At 24.1% G+C, this 21199-nt stretch carries 15 protein-coding genes; 3 read left to right on the top strand and 12 right to left on the bottom strand.

The genetic code is table 4. From position 1 onward, the window contains the following. Positions 1–64: 64 nt before the first annotated feature. A complete protein-coding gene (locus SDIMI_RS01755) occupies positions 65–595 on the top strand; it encodes a hypothetical protein (RefSeq protein WP_020836272.1) in 531 nt (176 codons plus the stop codon). A 6-nt stretch (positions 596–601) separates the two neighbouring features. Here SDIMI_RS01755 and SDIMI_RS01750 read toward each other — a convergent pair whose 3' ends face one another. Genes SDIMI_RS01750 through SDIMI_RS01740 form a run of 3 tightly spaced genes read right to left on the bottom strand, consistent with a single transcriptional unit; the run spans position 602 to position 3838 of the window. Then, entirely contained in the window at positions 602–1936 is a 1335-nt protein-coding gene (locus SDIMI_RS01750; protein ID WP_020836271.1) for a hypothetical protein, read from the bottom strand. A 1-nt stretch (position 1937) separates the two neighbouring features. Next, positions 1938–3119, bottom strand: coding sequence for a hypothetical protein (locus tag SDIMI_RS01745; RefSeq protein WP_020836270.1), 1182 nt, complete (start codon positions 3117–3119; stop codon positions 1938–1940). Between the two features lie 2 nt (positions 3120–3121). After that, a complete protein-coding gene (locus tag SDIMI_RS01740; protein WP_020836269.1) occupies positions 3122–3838 on the bottom strand; it encodes an RsmE family RNA methyltransferase in 717 nt (238 codons plus the stop codon). Between the two features lie 99 nt (positions 3839–3937). Between SDIMI_RS01740 and SDIMI_RS01735 the strand changes: the two genes are divergently transcribed. Continuing rightward, entirely contained in the window at positions 3938–4615 is a 678-nt protein-coding gene (locus SDIMI_RS01735; RefSeq protein ID WP_020836268.1) for a hypothetical protein, read from the top strand. Positions 4616–4645: 30 nt separating this feature from the next. Here the strand turns inward: SDIMI_RS01735 and rbfA are convergent, their stop codons facing one another. From rbfA to SDIMI_RS01705, 6 genes are all read right to left on the bottom strand, one after another. Beyond that, entirely contained in the window at positions 4646–4990 is a 345-nt protein-coding gene (rbfA, locus tag SDIMI_RS01730; RefSeq protein ID WP_020836267.1) for a 30S ribosome-binding factor RbfA, read from the bottom strand. Between the two features lie 2 nt (positions 4991–4992). Further along, on the bottom strand, positions 4993–6855 hold the full coding sequence (gene infB, locus SDIMI_RS01725; RefSeq protein WP_020836266.1) for a translation initiation factor IF-2: 1863 nt from the start codon (positions 6853–6855) through the stop codon (positions 4993–4995). A 16-nt stretch (positions 6856–6871) separates the two neighbouring features. Continuing rightward, on the bottom strand, positions 6872–7180 hold the full coding sequence (locus SDIMI_RS01720) for a L7Ae/L30e/S12e/Gadd45 family ribosomal protein (protein WP_020836265.1): 309 nt from the start codon (positions 7178–7180) through the stop codon (positions 6872–6874). Further along, positions 7171–7440, bottom strand: coding sequence for an RNase P modulator RnpM (gene rnpM, locus SDIMI_RS01715; RefSeq protein ID WP_020836264.1), 270 nt, complete (start codon positions 7438–7440; stop codon positions 7171–7173). Before rnpM ends, SDIMI_RS01720 begins: the two co-directional genes overlap by 10 nt. Positions 7441–7446: 6 nt before the next feature. Next, positions 7447–8793: a transcription termination factor NusA gene (gene nusA / locus SDIMI_RS01710; RefSeq protein WP_020836263.1), complete on the bottom strand. Its 1347-nt coding sequence runs from the start codon at positions 8791–8793 to the stop codon at positions 7447–7449. A 156-nt stretch (positions 8794–8949) separates the two neighbouring features. Then, positions 8950–9525: a DJ-1 family glyoxalase III gene (locus SDIMI_RS01705; RefSeq protein ID WP_020836262.1), complete on the bottom strand. Its 576-nt coding sequence runs from the start codon at positions 9523–9525 to the stop codon at positions 8950–8952. A gap of 67 nt (positions 9526–9592) precedes the next feature. On the opposite strand from SDIMI_RS01705, the gene SDIMI_RS01700 reads away from it, so the two are divergent. Continuing rightward, positions 9593–10015, top strand: coding sequence for a hypothetical protein (locus SDIMI_RS01700; protein ID WP_020836261.1), 423 nt, complete (start codon positions 9593–9595; stop codon positions 10013–10015). 22 nt (positions 10016–10037) lie between these two features. Here the strand turns inward: SDIMI_RS01700 and SDIMI_RS01695 are convergent, their stop codons facing one another. The 3 genes from SDIMI_RS01695 to SDIMI_RS01685 all read right to left on the bottom strand — a co-directional run bounded on the left by SDIMI_RS01695 (position 10038) and on the right by SDIMI_RS01685 (position 21122). Next, positions 10038–15221, bottom strand: coding sequence for an ABC transporter permease (locus SDIMI_RS01695; protein WP_020836260.1), 5184 nt, complete (start codon positions 15219–15221; stop codon positions 10038–10040). 112 nt (positions 15222–15333) lie between these two features. Then, positions 15334–15861, bottom strand: a complete 528-nt coding sequence (locus SDIMI_RS01690) for a hypothetical protein (protein WP_020836259.1) — start codon at positions 15859–15861, stop codon at positions 15334–15336. A gap of 110 nt (positions 15862–15971) precedes the next feature. Next, on the bottom strand, positions 15972–21122 hold the full coding sequence (locus tag SDIMI_RS01685; RefSeq protein ID WP_020836258.1) for an ABC transporter permease: 5151 nt from the start codon (positions 21120–21122) through the stop codon (positions 15972–15974). Positions 21123–21199: the final 77 nt, after the last annotated feature.

Raw genomic sequence — 21199 nt, 5'->3', positions numbered from 1 at the left:
ACTATTATTTTTCAAAAAAAATGTGATATAATATAAGCAATATTGGAAGAATTAAGGTGAAGTTATGCGTATTAAATCAGATTTTTATAAAGAAATTGAAACTGAATTTAAAGTTATATCTGAAAAAGAACATTTAGGTAGTGGTGGTAATCCTGTAAGTAACTTAAGTACAAAGATGTTCTATCTTTCAAAACATCAATTTAATTCTTATGATGAATTCGATCAAGCAATTGTTACAGAAATTGCAAATACACTTCAATCACTTGAAGATATAATTGTTAAAAAAGCTCTTTCTTATCAAGCATTAGCAAAAGAAGCATATAATGAAAATGTTAATCCACAAAAATGAGTTGACTTTGCTCAAAGAGAAGCACAAGCACTTAGTTATGAAATGTATGATGAAAGAGAAATTAAATATTTAAGACATTTTCATATCGTTTGATTAACATGAGTTTTCTGTGATGAAGAATTAAAGAAATTACGAATTAAAGCAAGTCGTGATTTATATCACCATATTGGAAAAACCGAAAAAGATTATGTTAAAAAGCGTACTGAAATATTAAAAAATCAAAAGATAGAAGAAGAAAAATGATAATTATTACTAATTATCATTTTTTATTATTCATTGTTCATAATCAACTTTATCTATTGTTTGTACAATTAATGAAACAAGTTGATCTACTTCATAATTTGAAGAAAATGGATATTTTTTATCAAAGTATGGCTGTAAATATTTTATTTTTGTATTATAAATAGTTAATCATTTATTTGCAATATTATTTAATTCTGTCATCGCTTCTCTTTGCTTTGTTGATTTAATTTCACTTTTTAAGTCATCATTTAATTTCAAAAATAGTTCATTTGATTTAACAGTTAATCATTTTTGAAACATTGCAAAATTAGCAACTCCAGTTTTAATTATTGGTGAAACAAGATATCTATCTCCATTATTTTTGAATTTTTCCCAAGATACACTAGAAACACCATTTTCATTTGATAAATTGTTTTGAATATACATTTTATCTTCAATCAAATTAGTGTCAAATATTTTAATACTTGATAAGTAATTAATTGGTAATCTAAAATTTGAATTAGTATTAATTGAGTATCTTGATATTCCATCAAACATTTCTTCAAATTCAAAAGAAAACTCATTAAAATAATAGGTATTTGTTGATTCAATCTTTAAAAAAATAAAACTACATAAATCATAGAAACTTACATTTTTTTTAATTCACTTTCTTAGGTTCTCTTTATTTAAAAAAGTTTCTAGATCTAACTCCAATTTTTTTTCATTATACTTTTGAAATATATATTCTTCTAAAGATTTTGAAACATATTCATAAAATCATCTTAATAAATAAAAGTCTATATCATATGTATAATTAAATTCCCCATTCATAATATAGTTTAATAATTTTTTTAAACTGATTAAAAGACCACTACTTAATTTATTTGCTTGCTTTAAATCTTTTTTTAATTCTAAAACTAAATCATCTTGAACAATTCCGTTTCTATTTACTTTTGAAACGTATTTATTATTAATTTTTTTACTTATAATTGGAATAATTCTAAAATTAATTTTTGAGTTTTGAAAATTAAAAACTAAATTTATATAATTTTGATCCGTATGTATTTCTGGTACAGCTTTATATTTTTTTACAATTTTCAAAATTATTTCACTTAATTCTGAAAATTTAATTGAAGTATTTCCAACATATTTAATTGCACATAAATCTAAATTAAAAGTTTTATTAGTTTGTCTATAAGAGTCAAAAGCAAAATCCCCTATCTTCTTTAGATGAATATTGTCTTCTAAAAAAAGTTGCTTTAGTTCATTAAAATATGAATTAATTTTAATTTTAAAGTCCTTTTGCTCATTTGTAAGTAAATTAATAGCATTATTAAATTTTCAAATATCTTTATTTAATTTCATATTAATTCCTTTCAATTTCAAAATTATAATATTGTAAAAACACTAAAAATAAACCGTTTTCTTTATTCGTTGGATATATTGTTCTTGAATGAATTTGAATATCAATTTCATCATATTTTTTATTTTCTTTTTTTATAGATATACTTGTTGATCCAGCTGTATTCTTTAAATATGATACTGAATCATATCAAAAGTAAAAGTTACCTTCAATATATTCTTGCTTATTATTTATAAATTCTTGTGAATAATTTAAATAATTATCTAAGAACTCTTTTGTACTTTGATAAGTTTTATTAAAAACTCAGTTTAAATTTTTAAGTTTAAATGAATTATATAAATTACTTATTTTTTTTGGTCTTTTATAATATATAAATTTTGAATCCAAAACATTATCAACAGCCTTTTTACTTGAAAAATGATAATCAAAAGATTTATCTAATCATATTTGAAAATTAATATTTTTAGTTAATTCATATTGAATATTAGACATTATACTAATTTTCAATATTAATCTTTCATTTTTAGATAAAAGCTTTCTGAATTTAATTCTTATATAATAAAAAAGAATTTGTAATTTTCTTATAGATAATTTATTTAATACTCTGAACGCTTTAACATATTCCAAAGAAAAAGTTCTTTTATACATTGTTTTATTACATAAAATTGGTGGGTATTCACTGTGTTGTAAAGCTGATCTAATAATTATTGAAAAGCCTAACTTATTTTCTTTAAAGAAACTAATTTTAATTGAATCTTTAAAAACTATTTTTTCCTTTGAGTTAGGAAGCATATATTTCTTTTCAATTCATTCAATTTTAATATCTTGATCTACTTTATAAATTTGTGAAACTATTTTATAAATATCTTGATTAATTTCACAAATTCAACAATCATCAAAATGATCATTTGTTTCAAATTCTTGTTCATAAATTTTATACATGCTTTTATTTACATGTTTAATTGCTAATAAATCTATATTTAATTCCTTTTCAAAATTATAAAGTTCTCCTGTAGCATATGAACCTTGAGATTTAATTTGAACCAAATTTTTTAATTTTCTTTTTAGAAAATTAACATTTTTATCAATAAATTTTTTTAAGTTTTCATTTATTGCAACTGAATTTAATTGACTATTTATCATTTCTAAATCAGCTGTAATTAACTTACTAAAATTTTTATCCATAATTACCCCTTATTTTTTTCATAATTTAAACAACTTAAAACATATAATGGAACTGTTTCTGCTCTCATTATGTTATTACCTAAATTTACACTTTTATAACCCATTTTATTTAATAAATTAACTTCTTGTTCACTTATTCCACCTTCTGGACCTATTACAATATTGATTGTTTCAAAAGAATTTTTTATTTCATTCTTAATGAAATTAGAATTATCATCTTCTCAACAAATCAAATTTAAATCAGAATTATATTCTTTTAAATCTTCTAACTTTCTAATTATAGGTTTAATTCGTGGAATATTATTTCTTTTTGATTGTTTTGCTGCATTTTCACAAATAGAATATCATCTTGAAATTTTATTGATTTCTTTCTTAATGTCAATTTTTACAACATTTCTTTTAAATTCCACAGGAATTATACAATCAGCACCAAGCTCTGTTGCCTTTTGTAGAACAAAATCTCATTTTTGTTCTCTAATTATTCCCAATATTAAATTCACTTTATAATCTTTTTTTTCATCAATAAACTTTGAGATTATTTCAGCTTTACATGAATTAGTATTAATTTCTTTAATAGAACATAAAAATTTTTCATCATTAAACACACAAATTATTTTTTCATTTTCTTTTAATTTAATAACATTTTTTATATGATGAAAATCTTCATTAATAATTTCAAAATGATTAAAAACCATTTTATCTAAAAAGAAACTATGCATAATTACCCCAATTCCTTATATATTATAATATAATATCTATTGAGGTGAATATTATTTGAATTCTATAATTTCGTTTATTTAAAGGAGACAATTTAAGAGATGAACAAGACTGATGAACAAAATCAAGAAGTTACGTTATCTGAAAATTTAGATGATATAGATCTTGATTATGAAATCAGCAAACTTAATAAGGTAAACGGACGCGCAAGATTAAAGAGTGAGACTCTAAAAATAACTCTTGTCAGTTTGTTACTAAGTATGTCCACAGCTGTTAGTATGATAAATATTGTAATTCCAATATATGTTACTGGAATTAACGTAGGATTTGTCCTAAAGTATTTTGTTATTGCTATAAGCTTTCAAGTGGTAGGTATATACTGGGGTATGATAATAGGTTTGTTTGACGGTGTACTTCAATTTCTAATTTGAGGACTTAGTCCATTATTTAGACTAACTACTGCAATGGGATTAGTAATTTGAGTTGCCCTATTTTGATTAATATACGATAAATTATTTCGAGTTTATAGTAAAGACGCTTCTTTTAATAGAAGTATCTCGCTAATTTTCTCAGGAATGCTAGTATTTATTTTTGGTCCATTAAGTTCAGCTTCATTGAATTTTGTATGATCATATATTGAATATGGACAAATATATGGTTTATTTCAATTCTTTCATTCATGAATAAGCTTTATGGTATTTGATCTATTTGCAATTGTTTTATTCACACTCACTACTAATAGAATTCAAGTAATTACTGAAAAATTGCTAAATAAATAGAAAAACCTGCATATTTGCAGGTTTTTTTATTTATTTAATTTCTTTTAATATTTCTTCAATTTTATTAGCATTTTCTAAAGTTTTATCGAATTCAAATGTTAGTTCTGGTACACTTCTCATTTCAACTTTACTTGCAAGAATCATTCTAATTTCTTTTAAGTTTTCATCAATTTCTGCTTGTACATCATTTTTATCTGATGTAATGTCCATAAATGAATAAAATACTTTTGCATGACCCATATCATTTGATAATCTTACTTCATGAATTGTAATTGAGTTTAAATACTCACAATCTGGAAATTCTCTTTGTAAAATTAAATTTAATTCTCTCAAAATAGTTGATTGAGTTCTTTCAATTTTAATATCATTTGCCATAACTATTTCACCTCTTCTACTTTATATGCTTCTATAATATCATTTTCTTTCAAATCATTAAAGTTTTTAATAGTTATTCCACATTCTTGGCCTTCTTTTGCTTCTTTAATATCATCTTTTTTATTTTTTAAAGATGATAATTCACCAGTATATACAACAATTCCATCTCTTAGAATATGAACTCTTGATCCACGTGGTACAACTCCACTCATTATTCTACATCCTGCAATTGTTCCAACTTGTGAATGTTTAAATAATTGTCTTACTTGTGCTTCGCCAAGTGATTTTTCTTCAAATACAGGATCTAACATACCTGTTGCAGCTTCTGCAATTTCTTCTATTAATTTATAAATAATATTGTGCAATCTAATCTCTACACCATCTTCTTCAGCTTTTTGCCTTACTTGTGAAGTTGGTCTTACATTAAATCCATAAATTAAAGCATCAGATGCTAATCCAAGTGTAATATCACTTGCTGAAATAGCTCCAACAGTTGCTCTAATTACATTAATTTTTACACCTTCAATATTAATTTTTAACATTGAATTTCTTACAGCTTCTACTGTTCCTTGTGTATCTGCTTTTAAAATTATATTAATAGATTTTAGCTCACCTGATTCAATTTTAGTTTTAATTGAATCCAAAGTAAATGCAGAATTTTTTTGTCTTGCTTCATTTTGCTGTTTTTCAAACTGAGCTTTAGCAATATCTCTTGCCATTTTTTCTTCAGTAACAACAATAAATTTATCTCCTGCTTTTGGAACATCATTTAATCCAATTATTACAGCTGGTTGACCTGGTAAAACTTCTTTTAACTTGGCTTTATTTTCATTTTCCAAGTCTTTAATTGTTCCAAAAGTTCCTCCAGCAATAACTATATCTCTCATTCTTAAAGTACCTTGTTCCACTAAAATTGTTGCAACAGGACCTCTATTTTTATCAAGTTTTGCCTCAATTACTGTTCCTCTTGCAAACTTTTTAGGATTTGCTTTTAAGTCCTTTAATTCTGAAATTAATAAAATTGTTTCTAACAATGTATCTAGACCTAATTTGTTTTTTGCAGAACCTTCAATAAATGGTACATCTCCACCATATTCTTCTGCAACAATTCCATAGTTCATTAATTCCATTTTAACTTTACTTGGATCTGAACCTGGTTTATCAATTTTATTAACAAATACAATAATTGGTACTTCTGCTGCTTTTGCATGGTCAATTGCCTCTTCAGTTTGGGGCATAACTCCATCATCTGCTGCAACAACTAAAATTACTATATCTGTAACTTCACTTCCTCTTGCTCTCATTTCTGTAAATGCTTCGTGACCTGGAGTATCAATAAATGTAATTTTATTATCTTTTATTGTTGTTTGATAAGCACCAATATGTTGAGTGATACCACCAAATTCTCCTTCAGTAACATTTGCATTTCTAATTGAATCTAGTAAAGTTGTTTTACCATGATCAACATGTCCCATAATAGTAACAATCGGTGGTTTTGCTCTTAAATCTTTTGGATCATCTTTCTCATTAAATGTTTCAAAAATGTTTTCTTTTGTAACAGTAGTTTCCTTTTTAAAATCATAACCAAACTCAATACATAATTCTCCCATTTGTTCTTCTGAAAGAATTTGATTTTGAGTTACCATTGATCCATTTGTAAAAAATCATTTTACAATTTCTGCAGGACCTTTATTTAATTTTCTTGCAAAATCTGCAATAGACAATGGTTCAGTGTAAACAAAAACCCCATCAATTAAACCAGTTTCAGTAGTTTGTTTTAATTGGTTTTTTAAATTAGCACTATGTGCTTTGGATTTGTTTTTGGCTTGTGCTTTATTATTCTCTGATTTTGTATTTTTTGCCATAACTACATCTCCTCTCTTATTCAATATTTTTTAAAAGTAACTTAACAAAATTTTCATCGCTTACTCCAATACTTTTAACGTTTTTTCTTCCAATTGCTTTATTTAGAGTTTCAGAGTCAAATAGATTATTGATAATTCGTACATTATAAAATGTTGACTTATCATTTATTTTTTTTAACTGCGCCTTACCCATATCAGAAGTTGTTAATACAATTTTTATTTTATTATTTCTAATTTGTTCTAAAAGTTTTTCACCATAAACTAATTTTCCAGCAGATGATATCATTCCCAATGAGCCTAAAAGTTTTTCTAAGTTTAGTCCCAATTTAATTTTACCTCTTCTAAAAGTTTTTCGTAAAATTCCTTATCCAAATTAGTTTTTAAATTTCTTTCTAAAACCCTAGTTTTTTTTACTTTTTCCACAGCTTCAATAGTTGGTCTAATATAAGCTCCTCTACCATTTGCCTTTTTAGTATTATCAATAAAAACTTCTCCATTTTTATTTCTAACAATTCTTATTAGTTCAATTTTTGGATACATCTTATTAGATGCAGCATCTTTTCTAAGATTTATATCTTTTGACATTAAAAATTAATCTTGATAGTATGAATCATAATCATCATCACTGTCAATACTTTCTTCAAATTCAAATTGACTTTCATCTTCGCTTAAGCTCTCAAATGCTGCAATTGAAGCTTGAATTTCATCAATTGATTTATCTTCTTCAACAAATACAATTTCTTCAATTTTTTCTTCTTGTTTTACAAAGTTGTTTTCCTTATTAAAGTTATTTGCAGTTTTCTCTCTTCTTTTATTAACTTTATTTAAAAAGTCTGGATTATTTAATTCATTTTCATCAATGTTTCCATTTCATTTAATTTCAATTTCTTTTTCTTTTGCATTTTCTAATGAAAAAATGTTTATTTTCATATTAACAAGGTTAGCAACTAATCTTGCAGCCATTCCTCTTTTTCCAATTGCAAGTGATAATTGTTCATTTGGAACCACTATGAAACATTCATTATTTTCTTCATTAATATCAATACTAATAACTTTTACTGGTGCAAGTGAATTCATTACAAATGTTTTTGGATCTTCATTTCATAGAACCACATCAATTTTTTCACCATTTAGTTCCTTAGTTATATTTTTAATTCTGCTTCCTGCTGCTCCAACACAACTTCCAATTGGATCTACACCCTCTTCATGTGAGAAAACAGCTATTTTAGCTCTATGCCCAGGTTCTCTTGAAACTGATTTAACTTCAACAATACCCTCTGATATCTCAGGAACTTCTGTTTCCATTAATCTTGTTAAAAATTCTGGATGAATTCTTGATGCTTGAATTTGTGAATGTTTGTTATCTCTAGAAACTTCTTCAATATAGAAACAAATTCTATCATCTATATCAAAGTTTTCACCTGGTATCATTTTTTTATTTCAAATTGGAATAATTGATCCATCAACATCAACTAAATAACTAGTTTCTGTAATATCTTTTACAAATCCACCAACAATTTCATGATTTTTTGATAGGAATTCTTGGTATATTTTGTTTTTTTCACCTTCACGAATTTTTTGTTTAATTATTTGTCCAACTTGCATTACAGCTAACTTTGAAAAGTCCAAAGTAAATTCAACTGGTTCATAAACATTATCACCAATTGAAACTTCCTCTCCATATTGTTCTTTTGCAGTATTTAATCCTATTTCTAATCATTCATCTTCAATTTTTTGAACAACTGTCAATTCTTTAAATACTTTAATTTGACCTGTATTTTGGTCAATATCAACTCTAACAATAGCTTCTGGATCAAAGAATTTTTCATATGCTTTTTGAAAACCTTCTCTTATTCCTTCTAAAATAATTTCTTTATCAATTTTTTTATCTTGTACGATTTCATAAATCGCGTCTAATAATTGTGCACCATCGATCATGGCTTATTTTCCTCCTATATTAATTTAATAAATCTGTCAATTTTGTTTTAACAAATAGAAAAGAAGACTTTCGCCTTCTTTTAACTTAAATATGACAATTTAATTATAACCAATTTTTACTAAATTTGAAATTAATTTCAAAACTTATAGTTTAAATTAATAATTAAATACCAATGTTTGGTGTAATTCTAACATTTGTTCTGTTGAAGTAAAATGATCTACAATTTGTAAAGCAAATTGTAATGCTCCTCCAATTGAACTACCTGTAATAATATTTTTATCTGCTATTGCTGACATATGAGGTTTCTTTATTGCCTTTTCTAAATTTTGATCACAACCTGGGTAATGAGTAATTTCAATTCCATCAACAAGTCCTAATTTACCAAGAATTTGTGGAGCTGCACAAATTGCTGCAATAATTTTATTTTCTTTTCCATGTTTTTCAACAGCATTCATTAAAATTTCATTTGATTTTAAGTGATCTACACCTTCTTTACCTCCAGGTAAAACTAAGCAATCATAATTTGAAAAATTAATTTCACCAATTAATTTATCAGCTGTTATTTGAATATTTCAAGCACCTTTTACTTGTTTAGAATCATTTATTGAAACTATGTCTACTACTGGAAAACTACCAGGAAATAGTTTTTCTGCTCTTCTTAGAACATCAACTGTTGCAACAACTTCTGTATCTTCAAAACCGTTAGCAACAAAAATAGCTATTTTGGCCATATTTATTCCTCTTTTCTTTTTATATTATACTACTATTTTTTAGATATAATATTTCTAGGTGATTTCAATGGGAACAATAAAAAATTTAATTGGTTTTTCAAGAGTTTTTAAAAATTCAAAGAAAAAAGATATTTTTAAGGATAACCACTCTTCAAAATTAATTCATAATCAAGATATTTTAGATATAAATATTAGAACAGTTAGAAATACTTCTAATAAATTTAACTCATTGATATTTAAAGATAAATTTTCAACTGAAAATGGTTTCAGATTAATTTATTCAAAGGGTTTTAATTCATTTGGTTTTAAAGAAAAAGTAGATCTAGTTTTTTGTGATGTAAAAAATCAAGTAATTGAAACATATTCAAATTTCAGTCCAAATAAAATGACAAAATACTATGATAAGGTAAATTCAATTTATGTATTGGCAAATAATATGAATAAATATCTTAATATAAAACAAAATGATCTTTTAAAAATTCTTAAATAAAAACTCACAATAGTGAGTTTTTTTAATTCATTAATGTTGAAGGAGATTCTTTTCTAATTTTTCTTGTTGTTATCATAATTGAAATTATAAATGAACCAAATACTAAAATAATAGCAAGAATTGGTGATCATCAAGTTAAACCAAATGGAATTGAACCAAGTTTTTTACTTACTAAATTAAAAATTAAACCAATAACTATAAAATTAGTTATAACTCCTAAAATATAGAATATTAAAGATAATATTGTTACTGTTCCAAATGTATACCTTGTGATATTTCAATTTGAATATCCTAAAGATTTCATAACTATCATAAATTTTTTATACTGATTTACATATAAATCATTAATTAAAGTAACAGTTAAAATAATTATTAAAATCATTAAAGATATAGCTATACTTGCAGAACTTAAAATTATAGCTGATAGTTGAAAAATTAAAGTTTTCTGTTGGCCTAATAAATGTGTTGAATTTAATTCTAAAACAGAAGAACCATAATTAGAACCATTAAGAATATCTTGTCCAGTTTTAATATCTCTTGAGAATGATGCTTGTGATGTAATAAAGTAAGGTTCTTTTGAATTAGAAAGCATTCCATTGTATCAGTTACTTGGTCTAATACTTTTTTCAAATTCTGTATCTCCATAAATCAATTCATTTTGATCTTTATCATAATATTCTAAAGGCTCAATATATTTAAATGTATTTATCTTAATCCCACCTTCAGAATAGCTTCCTGTTGGTTTTGAACTAGTTTCATACTTTAAATTAAAAGGAATATATTTTGAAATACCATATCCATTCAATATATTTGCAAAATTTTGATCAATAATCATTAATGAAGTTCCATAAACATTAATTGAACCAACTTGTTTAAACTTAATTTTCTTATTTCATTTAATATTTGTTTTTGCAAATGTTATTGGACCATCTTCATCTCTAAGACTTCTTCCAAAGTAGTTTTCATAATCTTGTGAAATATTTTCAACAGGTTGACCTGATAAATTGCTTTTTTCTCTAGTATAATTACCTGAATTATCATAATTCAATGAATAAGGTTTTATTGCAAAATACCTTTGACTTAAATCTGCATATTTAGGATTTAATTTTCCTCAAGCTTTTCTTGTAACCTCTGGAATAAATGAAGCGTCTTCATATCATCAATCTTTTGTGTTTTTATTTCCCTTAAATTTAAGTTTTTCGAAATTCTCTTTAAAATCCTCAGGAATAAATAAAGTAATATTATCAAATGAATAATAAGGTCTTATCTCTAAATTAACTTCTTCATCTTTTGAATTTAGATCAGATGTAAGATTATAAAAACCATATGAATTATCTACTAGGCTTAAATTTTCTGATGTATTTTTTATCAAGTTAAATCCTGTTTCATTAAAAATTGGAGCATAAGTAAATTTTGACGGAGATAGTCCATCCATTTTTAAATATCCATTATCAAAATTTTCTTTTTTATTATATTTAATTCAATCCCCATCATCATACATTCATGCTAAATTTGGAATGTTAACTGAATCTTGTTTTAAAATTAAACGAGTTTTTTCTAAAAATGGATCTGTTAAATTATTTCAATCATTTTGAATTAAAAAATTAGTTTGGTCGTTTGCAATAACTGGTATAACAATGTTATCTCCATCATAATAATCTTTAATCTCATTAGGAATTTCGTCAAACTTTTCATCATTAATTACTCTTTCAATTAACTGAGCTTGATAATCATTAATAAAAACTTTATTTTTATCTTCTTCTTTTATAGAGTAAGCATTTTGATGACTTAATAAACCTGTCATTGATAGATCTTGATTATTCTTTGTTTTTATATCCAAACTTGTGTACAAAGTATCTTCTCCAGGAATATATTTATTAACTTGCCACCCAAACATAAAGTTATTCAATCTATTTTCTGATTTAATAACATATTGTTTTATATATGAAGGCGTTTGAGAAATTATAATATCAATAATTTGTTCTTTTCAGTTCCCTTCACTTATAGAACTTCCACTAATAAATTTTGTTAAAAGTTGTGGTAAACCATCTGTTAATAAATTTGATAATTCATTTACTTTATTTAATCTAGCATTAAAATCATTTTCAAATTCTTTATTATCTGAATGAATTACTCATTCTAATAATTTTTGAACGTCAGCAATTGTTATACTTTTACCTACAAGTTGCTTAATATTATTTCCTAAAATGCTTGCAATAATTGCAATTAAAGAATTTTGATTATTTTCATCGATATTTAAATTATTTTTATGCGAAGCCATTTCATCATATGTTCATTTTGCAGTCATATCTTTATTTTCATTTTCTGAAAGTAAAATTTGGGGAAACGCAGAAGAATCAACAGAAGAAGCAAAATCTGTTACGTTTTTCCCAATTTTTGTTATTCCATCTCCAAAAATTCCGTTACTGTTCATTAAATTATTGTCATATTCATCTACTTCTTTAGAAGCACTTAATGATGTTTTTGCCAATGGCGCATTACCAATTAATTCTCTTGCTGTAAAGGAATTTTGGTATTTTATATTTTTATAATAACTTCCAACTACATTTTGAACTAAACCTGGTATGGTCAATCCAAAAGAAATAAAGAATGCTGCAAAAAATATTGTTGTAGAAGATAGTAAAGTCTTACTAAATCCTGAAATTGCAAGTTCCATGCTAAAACGTGTTGAGAAACTTTTATTTTTAAATAATGTACTATTTAAACTATCAATTATCTTAATACGTTTTACTTTATTAGTTTTATTAATTATTTCAAGTGCAGGTTTTTTAACTAAAAACAATGCAGTTAGAAATGAAATTAGACACAAAATAAAACCAAAAATAAAAAATGAAATTAAGAATGCAAGTGGACTGAAAACTACTAAATTGAATCTTCCGCTGGTAAACTGTAAAAAAATATTTGAACTAAATTCCTGAATAAAAGATCCTAAAATTCATGCTAATGGAACTATAAATAATCCAACAACTATTCCATAAGATAAGTAAGAAATTGATATTTCTCAATTTCTTACTCCCATTGATTTTAAAATTCCTATCTCCCCAGAATTTAAATGAACAGTTTTCTTAACAGCTATTATTGTTGCAGTAATAGTAATTAAAAATATCAATGCCAAAAATATATATGAAAATGCTCTAAAACCAAAGATAATCGAAGGAGCAATTGTTCAATTTAATTTAAAATTTGAAGAATTATAATTTGTAAAATTATTAATAAATTTTTCAGTATTTAGTTCGCTATCATTACCCATTATAAAATTATAAGAATTATATACTTCTACTATATTATTAAATGAATAAGCTTTAAATTTTTGAATATTATTTCATTCTAAATTATTATTTCCATTATAGGTAAAAAAATTATATATAGACTTTGTAACAGTTTTTTCTAATTTATCTTCAATTATTTTTCTAAAATTAGAACTATTTGCATAAACAATGGCATTTTTTTTATTATTTGGTAATGGGTTTTGAGTATTTCCCATTGGGTAATAAGATAATGGATCTGTTGCAAAACCTGATATTACAAAATTATTTTCACCAAGTTTTATATTTTGACCTATTTTATATTTATTTGTTTTTGCAAATTGAGGATTTATTAAAATTTCATTTTCTAATTTTGGCATATTACCTTCATATAAAGTTATTTTATCTTTTCATAATCCTTCAATATCAATAACTCTATAACTAATTTCTGTTGTTAAATCTGTAAATTCCATTTCAGCTCTAGTCATATAGTCAAAATCTGTTAAAGAAGCTATCATTTCATTTCTCATAAAATAAGCTATTTTTGTATTTATATTTGAATAATTATATTTATTTGCATAATTATTTAAATCACCAAAACTTTTTTCTTCCCCTATTAATTGTTCAATACTTAAATTATCATAATGTTTTAAATAGTTTGTATTAAAAGTTTTATCAATACTATATGTATTTGCACTTGGTCTTACTATAAGTTGATTTAAACTACCTCTCATACCATTTTCAAAAACAGAACTTTTTGAATTTAGATATCTTGAAGTATCAATATTTGTATTTCCTAAATCTATGCTATTTTTTCATGGTCTATTATTTTCTTTTACAATAAAATTATTATCCAATTCTTGCGCTATATTATATTCATCAATAGTTGGACTAAATCCAAAAATTCATTTGAAAACAGTTATTGCAAAAATTTTATTTTCTTCACTTGTACTTTTAATATTTGAATCCTCTAATAATAAAAAATTAAAACCAGCCGAAGTACTAAAATATTCATTAAATGTTTTAATTACATCTTCTCTTTCTCTTGATTCTGAAATAGCAATTGATTTTTCAATTGCTTTATTTATTCAATAAACAGGATATTCAACAACTGAGTTAATAAGTTGTCTAATAATTGACTCAAGAGAAAAATATAAATAACGACTATATAAATTATTATCTTGATCGTTTTCAAGTGAAGTATTTTTGAAATCTTGTTCTGAAATTATTTCTTTATTTTTAAGCTCTAAAAATAAAGATTTATTGAGATATGTTGGTGTCACTTCTGCAAAAATATCTTCTATAAAATTTTCTTTTAAAGTTTCAATTGTAGCTATATAAAAATCTTTAATTTCTTCTTTGATACTTACATTATTTAAATAAGTATATGAAGTTGAAGAATTAGAATGATTGATTTCATAAAATGGATTTCAATTAACTTTTTCAGTAATTGTTGAATAATCATAACTAAATATTGGTTTTAAAAATTTTGGATTTGTTAACAAATCTAAAAATTTTTTTTGAATTTTTGTATCACTAAAAGTTTTTGTTATAAAATTTTCATTATATTCATTTTCATCTTCAAATGAAGAAATATTAATATTAAGATCAATTGTTCTATTTTGACTATATGATGTACTATTTTGAGAATTTTTAACATATAAAAATTGACTATTAATTAAATCCAAAGGAGCTAAAATATTTGTACCAGAGTCTTCAGCTAAATTAGTTCCTACAACTTTTTGATTAACATAATCAAACTTTTTCATTTTTGATATTGCTGTTTCAAAATTATTTTCTATTCTTTGTGTAGTTGAAAAAGATATGCTCAAAATAAAAGTCGCTAAAAAACTTAAAAATACAATTACAATAAATTGTATTTTAAATTTCATTACTCCTTTTATACCTTGTTTTAAATATAAAAATAAAGACTTTTTCATTTTTTATTCTCCGACCAATAATACATAAATAATATGTTGAAAATACATCATTATAAAATAATAAAAAAAAAAAAAAAAAACATTTTTTTGTATAAAAATGTTTTTTAAATTTCTATTTGAATACTGTTGTTCCAATATCATTCATTGCTTCTTGTTTTACTTTTGATCAAAAATTAACGGCTAGCATTTTATCAACTGTTCTTCCTGAAACATGTAGTCCGTTGAAATAAAAATGGTTTTTATTAAATCTTAAACAAATATGACCAATAGTAACTCCTAAAAAATCATAACCATTTTCAATTAACTCTTTTCCTGTTTTTTCTTTAAATTCTGGATAACCATAAGTTTGAAACATTGCTTCTCTCATAGTTTCAACTCCAGGATTAAATCAAGTAGTTAATAAATATTCTCTTAAATCTTGAATTTTTTTCTCACCTTCAGCGCCTTGTGCTAATCAATGATTTATGACATGCTCTTCAAAGAAAGCAGCAAACTTTTTAATTCCTTCTGCTAATGACGGGAAAAAAATTTGAACAGGTTCAATTTCTCCTTCAATTTCGAAATGTGCCAAAAATCAAGGTTCTGCAAAATTTACTACTCCAATTTGATCTGAATTTAACTGATATACTTTTTCGCTCATAAAGTAAAACTCCTTTAGTAATTTTTTAAATTATACCATAATTTCTAAGCAATATTCATATTATTAATAGTGGCCTGACGAAAAAGAAAAAAAGATAAAAATTATCTTTTTTAAACCATTAATGAATAAGCTGGCTCTTTTCTAATTTTTCTTGTTGTAATTGCAATAGAAATTATAAATGAACCAAAAACTAGAATAATTGCTAAAATAGGTGTTCATCAAGTTAGTCCAAAAGGAATCGAACCTAATCTTTTGCTAATTGCACTGAAAATAAGCCCAAGAACAATGAAGTTTATAACTACTCCTAAAATATAGAACATAATTGATACTATTGACATAGTTCCAAATGTGTATTTTATTATTTTTCAATTTGAATATCCTAATGATTTCATAACTATCATAAATTTTTTATATTGGTTTACATACAAATCATTTATTAATGTAATAGTTAAAATTATAATTATTGTCATTAAAGTTATTGCAGCTGTTGCTAAACTTAAAATCATTGCAGATAATTGGAAAACTAAAGTTTTTTGTTGTCCTAATAAATTTGTAGAATTTAATTCCAAGCTCGTACTTCCATAATTTGAGCCATTTAATATATCTTGACCAAGTTTTACATCTCTTGAAAAAGAACCTTGTGTAGTAATAAAATATGGTTCCTGAGAATTTGAATAAATTCCTGTATATCACAAACTAGGTCTAATACTTTTTTCTTGCTCATCAGATCCGTATATTAATTCGTTACCATATTCATATTTAGTTTTATAATCTAATGGATTTATATAATCAAATGTTTTAACTGTAACACCATTTTGAGTATATGTCTTTGAAGGTGAATTTTCATCTTCATATTTTAAATTAAATGGAATGTATTTTGAAATATCATACTTACTTAAAATATTTGCAAAGTTTTGATCAATAATAATTAAAGGTTTTCCATAGACACCTATTGAACTTACTTTTTTAAACTCTATATTTTTGCTTCAATTCACTTTAACTTTTCCAAAAGTTATTGGGCCATTATCATCAATAAGAGTTTTACCTAAAAAATTTTCATAAGGTGTTGTTATATTATTTATTGGTGTCCCTGAAAGATTTTCTTCTTCTCTTTCATAACTGTTTGAATTATCAAAATAAAGTGAATATGGTTTTATTGCAAAATATGGACTTGATTCTAATGAAGGGTTTATCTTACCTCATGCTTTTTTAGTTTCTTCAGGAACATATTCTGCATCTTCTAATCATCATTTTTCTAAATTACCATTAAGTTTAAATTTAGAAAACTCATTAATATAGGTTTTTGGAATAAATAAAGTTACATTATCATAAGAATAATAAGGTCTTATTTCTAAATTTATTTTTTCTTCATCATTTTCAATTGAAGAATTCAATTTATAAAATCCATATGCATTATCTTTCAATTCATTATTTTTATTTTCTATCAAATTAAATCCAGTCTCTTCAAAAATAGGTGCATAAGTAAATTTACTTGCAGATAAATCATTCATACTTATATATCCATTATTAGTACTTTTATTTCCATTAAAATTAATTCAATCTCCATCATCATACATTCAAGCTAAATTTGGAATATCAATTGATTCTTGTCTTAAAATAAGTCTTGTTTTTTCTAAAGTAGGATTTGTTAGATTATTTCAATTATTATCAAGTGTAAAGTCTGTTTGATCACTTGCAATTACTGGAATTATAACTTTCTGATTTTTTTCATCATAGAATTTACTCAATCATGAATTATCTTGACTCATATCATCAATTTCTTCACCATTTATTATTTTTTCCATTACACTTGCTTGATAATCAGTTAAAAATACATCTTCAGTTTCTCATTTATTTATTTTAAATGCATTTTGATTAGATTGTAATCCTATAATATTTAAAGATTTATTATTTTTTGTGCCAACTGATAAATCAGTATACAAGCTATCTGTTTTTGGATTATATTTATTTATTTGTCATCCAAATGAAAAATTATTAAGTCTATTTTCGGATTTTGTAACATATTGTTTAATATACGATGGAGTTTGACTTAAAATTATACTTATAATTTGTTCTTTTCAGTTTCCTTCAGTTGTAGTTGAACCTTGAATAAATTTTGTAAGAATTTCAGGTAAACCCTTAGTTAATAAACTTGATAGATCATCTACTTTTTTCTTTCTTTCTTCAAATGTTTTAAAATTATTTGAATGTATTACTCATTCAAGGATTTTTTGAATATCAGAAAGAGACAATCCCTTACCAACTAATTGTTTTAGATTATTTCCCATTAAACTACCTATTATTGATATTAGAGAATTTTCTGCATTTGATATTTCATTTTCATTAATATTAGTAATGTAATCATAAACTCATTTAGCATCTATTTTATTATCATTGCTTTCAATTTGATTAGCTGATAATAAAAGTTGTGGAATTACTGATGAATCCACTGAAGGTGCAAAATTTGTAATATCTTTTGATATTTTTAAAATATCATTTCCAAATATATTATTACTATCAAATAAATTTGATTCATATTCTTCTATTTCCTTAGTTACACTCAATGATGTTTTTGCCAATGGCGCATTACCTACCAATTCTGTATTTTGCATAGAATTTTGATAATTAATATTCTTATAATAGCTTTGAACAACATTTTGAACTAAACCTGGAATTGTTAAACCAAATGATATAAAAAATGCTGCAAAAAATATAGTAATTGATGACAATATAGTTTTACTGAATCCCGATACTGCTAATTCAATACTAAATCTAGTTGAAAAACCTCTTGATTTAAAAATTCTATTTTTAAATGTATCTATTCATTGAATTCTTTTAACTCTTGTAACTTTATTAATAACTTCTAAAACTGGCTTTTTAACTAGAAAATATGCAGTAAAGAAAGAAATTAAACATAGTAACACCCCAAAAATAAGTACTGACAACAAGAGTCCAAAAGGATTAATTACAATAGTATTAAATTTTCCACTCACAAAATTTAAAAATATTATAGATATAAATTCCTGAATGAATGCCCCAGCAAGTCATGCGATTGGCACTATAAATAATCCTGTAACAATACCATAAGAAAAATAGGATGAGGATATTTGTCAGTTTTTTACACCTATTGCTTTTAAAATACCAATTTCTCCAGCATTTAATTCCACTGTCTTTTTAACAGCAACTACTGTAGCTATAATTGTAATAATAAATATTAATAATGTAAATATATATGCAAATGCTCTAAAAGAATTTAAAATAGTTGGCGCTATCGTTCAATTTAATTTTAAATTTGATGAATTAAATGAAGAATAACTATTTATATAGTTTGTACTTTTTAATTCAGAATCAATGTTATTTAAGTATTTGTATGAATTATAAACTTCAACTACATTATTTAATGAAAGTGCCTGAAGTTTTTTAAAATTTTGATTAATTTCATTTATTGGATTTTCAAAGTTTGTATAAATACTATAAAGAGATTTTGTACTTGTCTGATCAAATTTAGAACCTTCTGGAAATATCTTTTCTAAATTATCATCATTTATGTAAATAATTACATTCTTTTTATTATTTGGTAAAGGATTTCGTGTATTTCCCATAGGATAATATGTTAAAGGATCTACACCTATTCCTGAAATTATAAAATTTCCTTCTCCAACTTTAATATTTTGTCCAACCTTATATTTATTGGCTCTTGCAAATTGCGAATTAATTAAAATTTCGTTTTTAGTTCTCGGCATGTTACCTTCATAAATAGTAATTCTCTTTTTTCAATTATTTTGAATATCTACTATTCTATAACTTATTTCTGTAGCAAGATCTGTAAATTCAATTTCTCCTCTTATATTATATTCGAATCCCGTTGCTTGGGCTATTATTTCACTTCTAACAAAAAATGCTATTATGTCATTGATTTTATTACATCTATAACTTTCTTTATAGTCTTCTGTATGTCAAAATCCTTTTCCGTTCGCAATTCTTTCTTCCAAAGTTGTACCATCAAAATTATGTTTTAAAAAATTTGTATCAAATGTTTTATCTATTCCCAAGATTTTATTATTTTCACTTCTTACTACAAGTTGATTTAAACTACCTCGCATACCTTTTTCAAATACTGAATTTTTTGTATCTAAGTATTCGTTTAAATCATTATCTTTTCCTAAATCAATATTATTTTTTCATGGTTTATTGTCAATAGTAACAATAAATGGGTTATTTATGTTTTCATCTATACTTTCTTGCTCAATTGAAGGATTAAATCCAAATATTCATTTAAAAATAACTAAGCCAAAGTCAGCATTAGATTCTTGCATTCATTCAAAGCCTATTTTTTCTTTATTTTCATTGAATGTACGTATAACATCTTCTAAATTTTTTTGTTTAGATTCGTTAATTGCTTTATTTATTCAATATTTTGGATATTCAATTGATGCATTTATTATTTGTCTTATGAATGGTTCAATTGAAAAATATAAATATCTGTTATAAATATTTCTATCTTCATCATCTAAAAGAGCCTCATTATTAAAATCTTCTTGGGTAATTATATTTTTACTCTTTAGTTCATAAAATAAAGTATTTTTCAAATATTGTGGTGTATTTTCTTGGAATAAATCATTTACAAAGTTTTTTTTCAATAATTCAATACTATCTATATAAAATTTTTTCATTTCTGCTTGTTTTTCATTGAAATTATTTAAATAGTTGTAACTTGTTATGTCCAAAGAATAATTTAATAGTGTTGGATTTCAAAGTTGTTGATTTAATTCTTGATCATATTTATAATCAAAAATTGAGTTTCAAAAAAAATCTTTGTTAAGCAAATTAATAAAATTTTCTTGAAACTCTTTTGTTTGAAAAGTTTTTGTTAAAAATGTTTCTTCATATCCATTAATATTTTCAAAATAACTCAAATTATGATTTATATCAATTGCCCTATTTCAAAGAGTCGAAGATTCTTCACCTGTTTTTTTTACATATAAAAATTGGTTATTTATTAAATCCATTGTTGAAAGTAATTTTGTTCCTGATTCTTCTGATATTTTTGAACCTACAGTTTTTTGTCCGATGTAATCAAACTTTTGCATTTTTGACATTGCATTTTTATAATCATTATTTATTCTTTGTGATGTTGATAGAGAAATACTTAATATAAAAGTAGCTAAAAAACTTAAAATGACAATTACTAAAAATTGCACTTTAAATTTCATCACACCTTTAATACCTTGTTTTAAATATAAAATTAAAGATTTTTTCATTTTTAATATCCCCCGACTTTTAAATAAAATGAATTAAATATTAGAATATTTTATACTTTTCTAAAATTATTTTAAAA

The organism is Spiroplasma diminutum CUAS-1 (assembly GCF_000439455.1).
GTDB classification, from domain to species: domain Bacteria; phylum Bacillota_I; class Bacilli_A; order Mycoplasmatales; family Mycoplasmataceae; genus Spiroplasma_A; species Spiroplasma_A diminutum.
The sequence above is the reverse complement of the archived record's forward strand: the minus strand, read 5'-3'. Positions and strand labels throughout refer to the sequence as shown.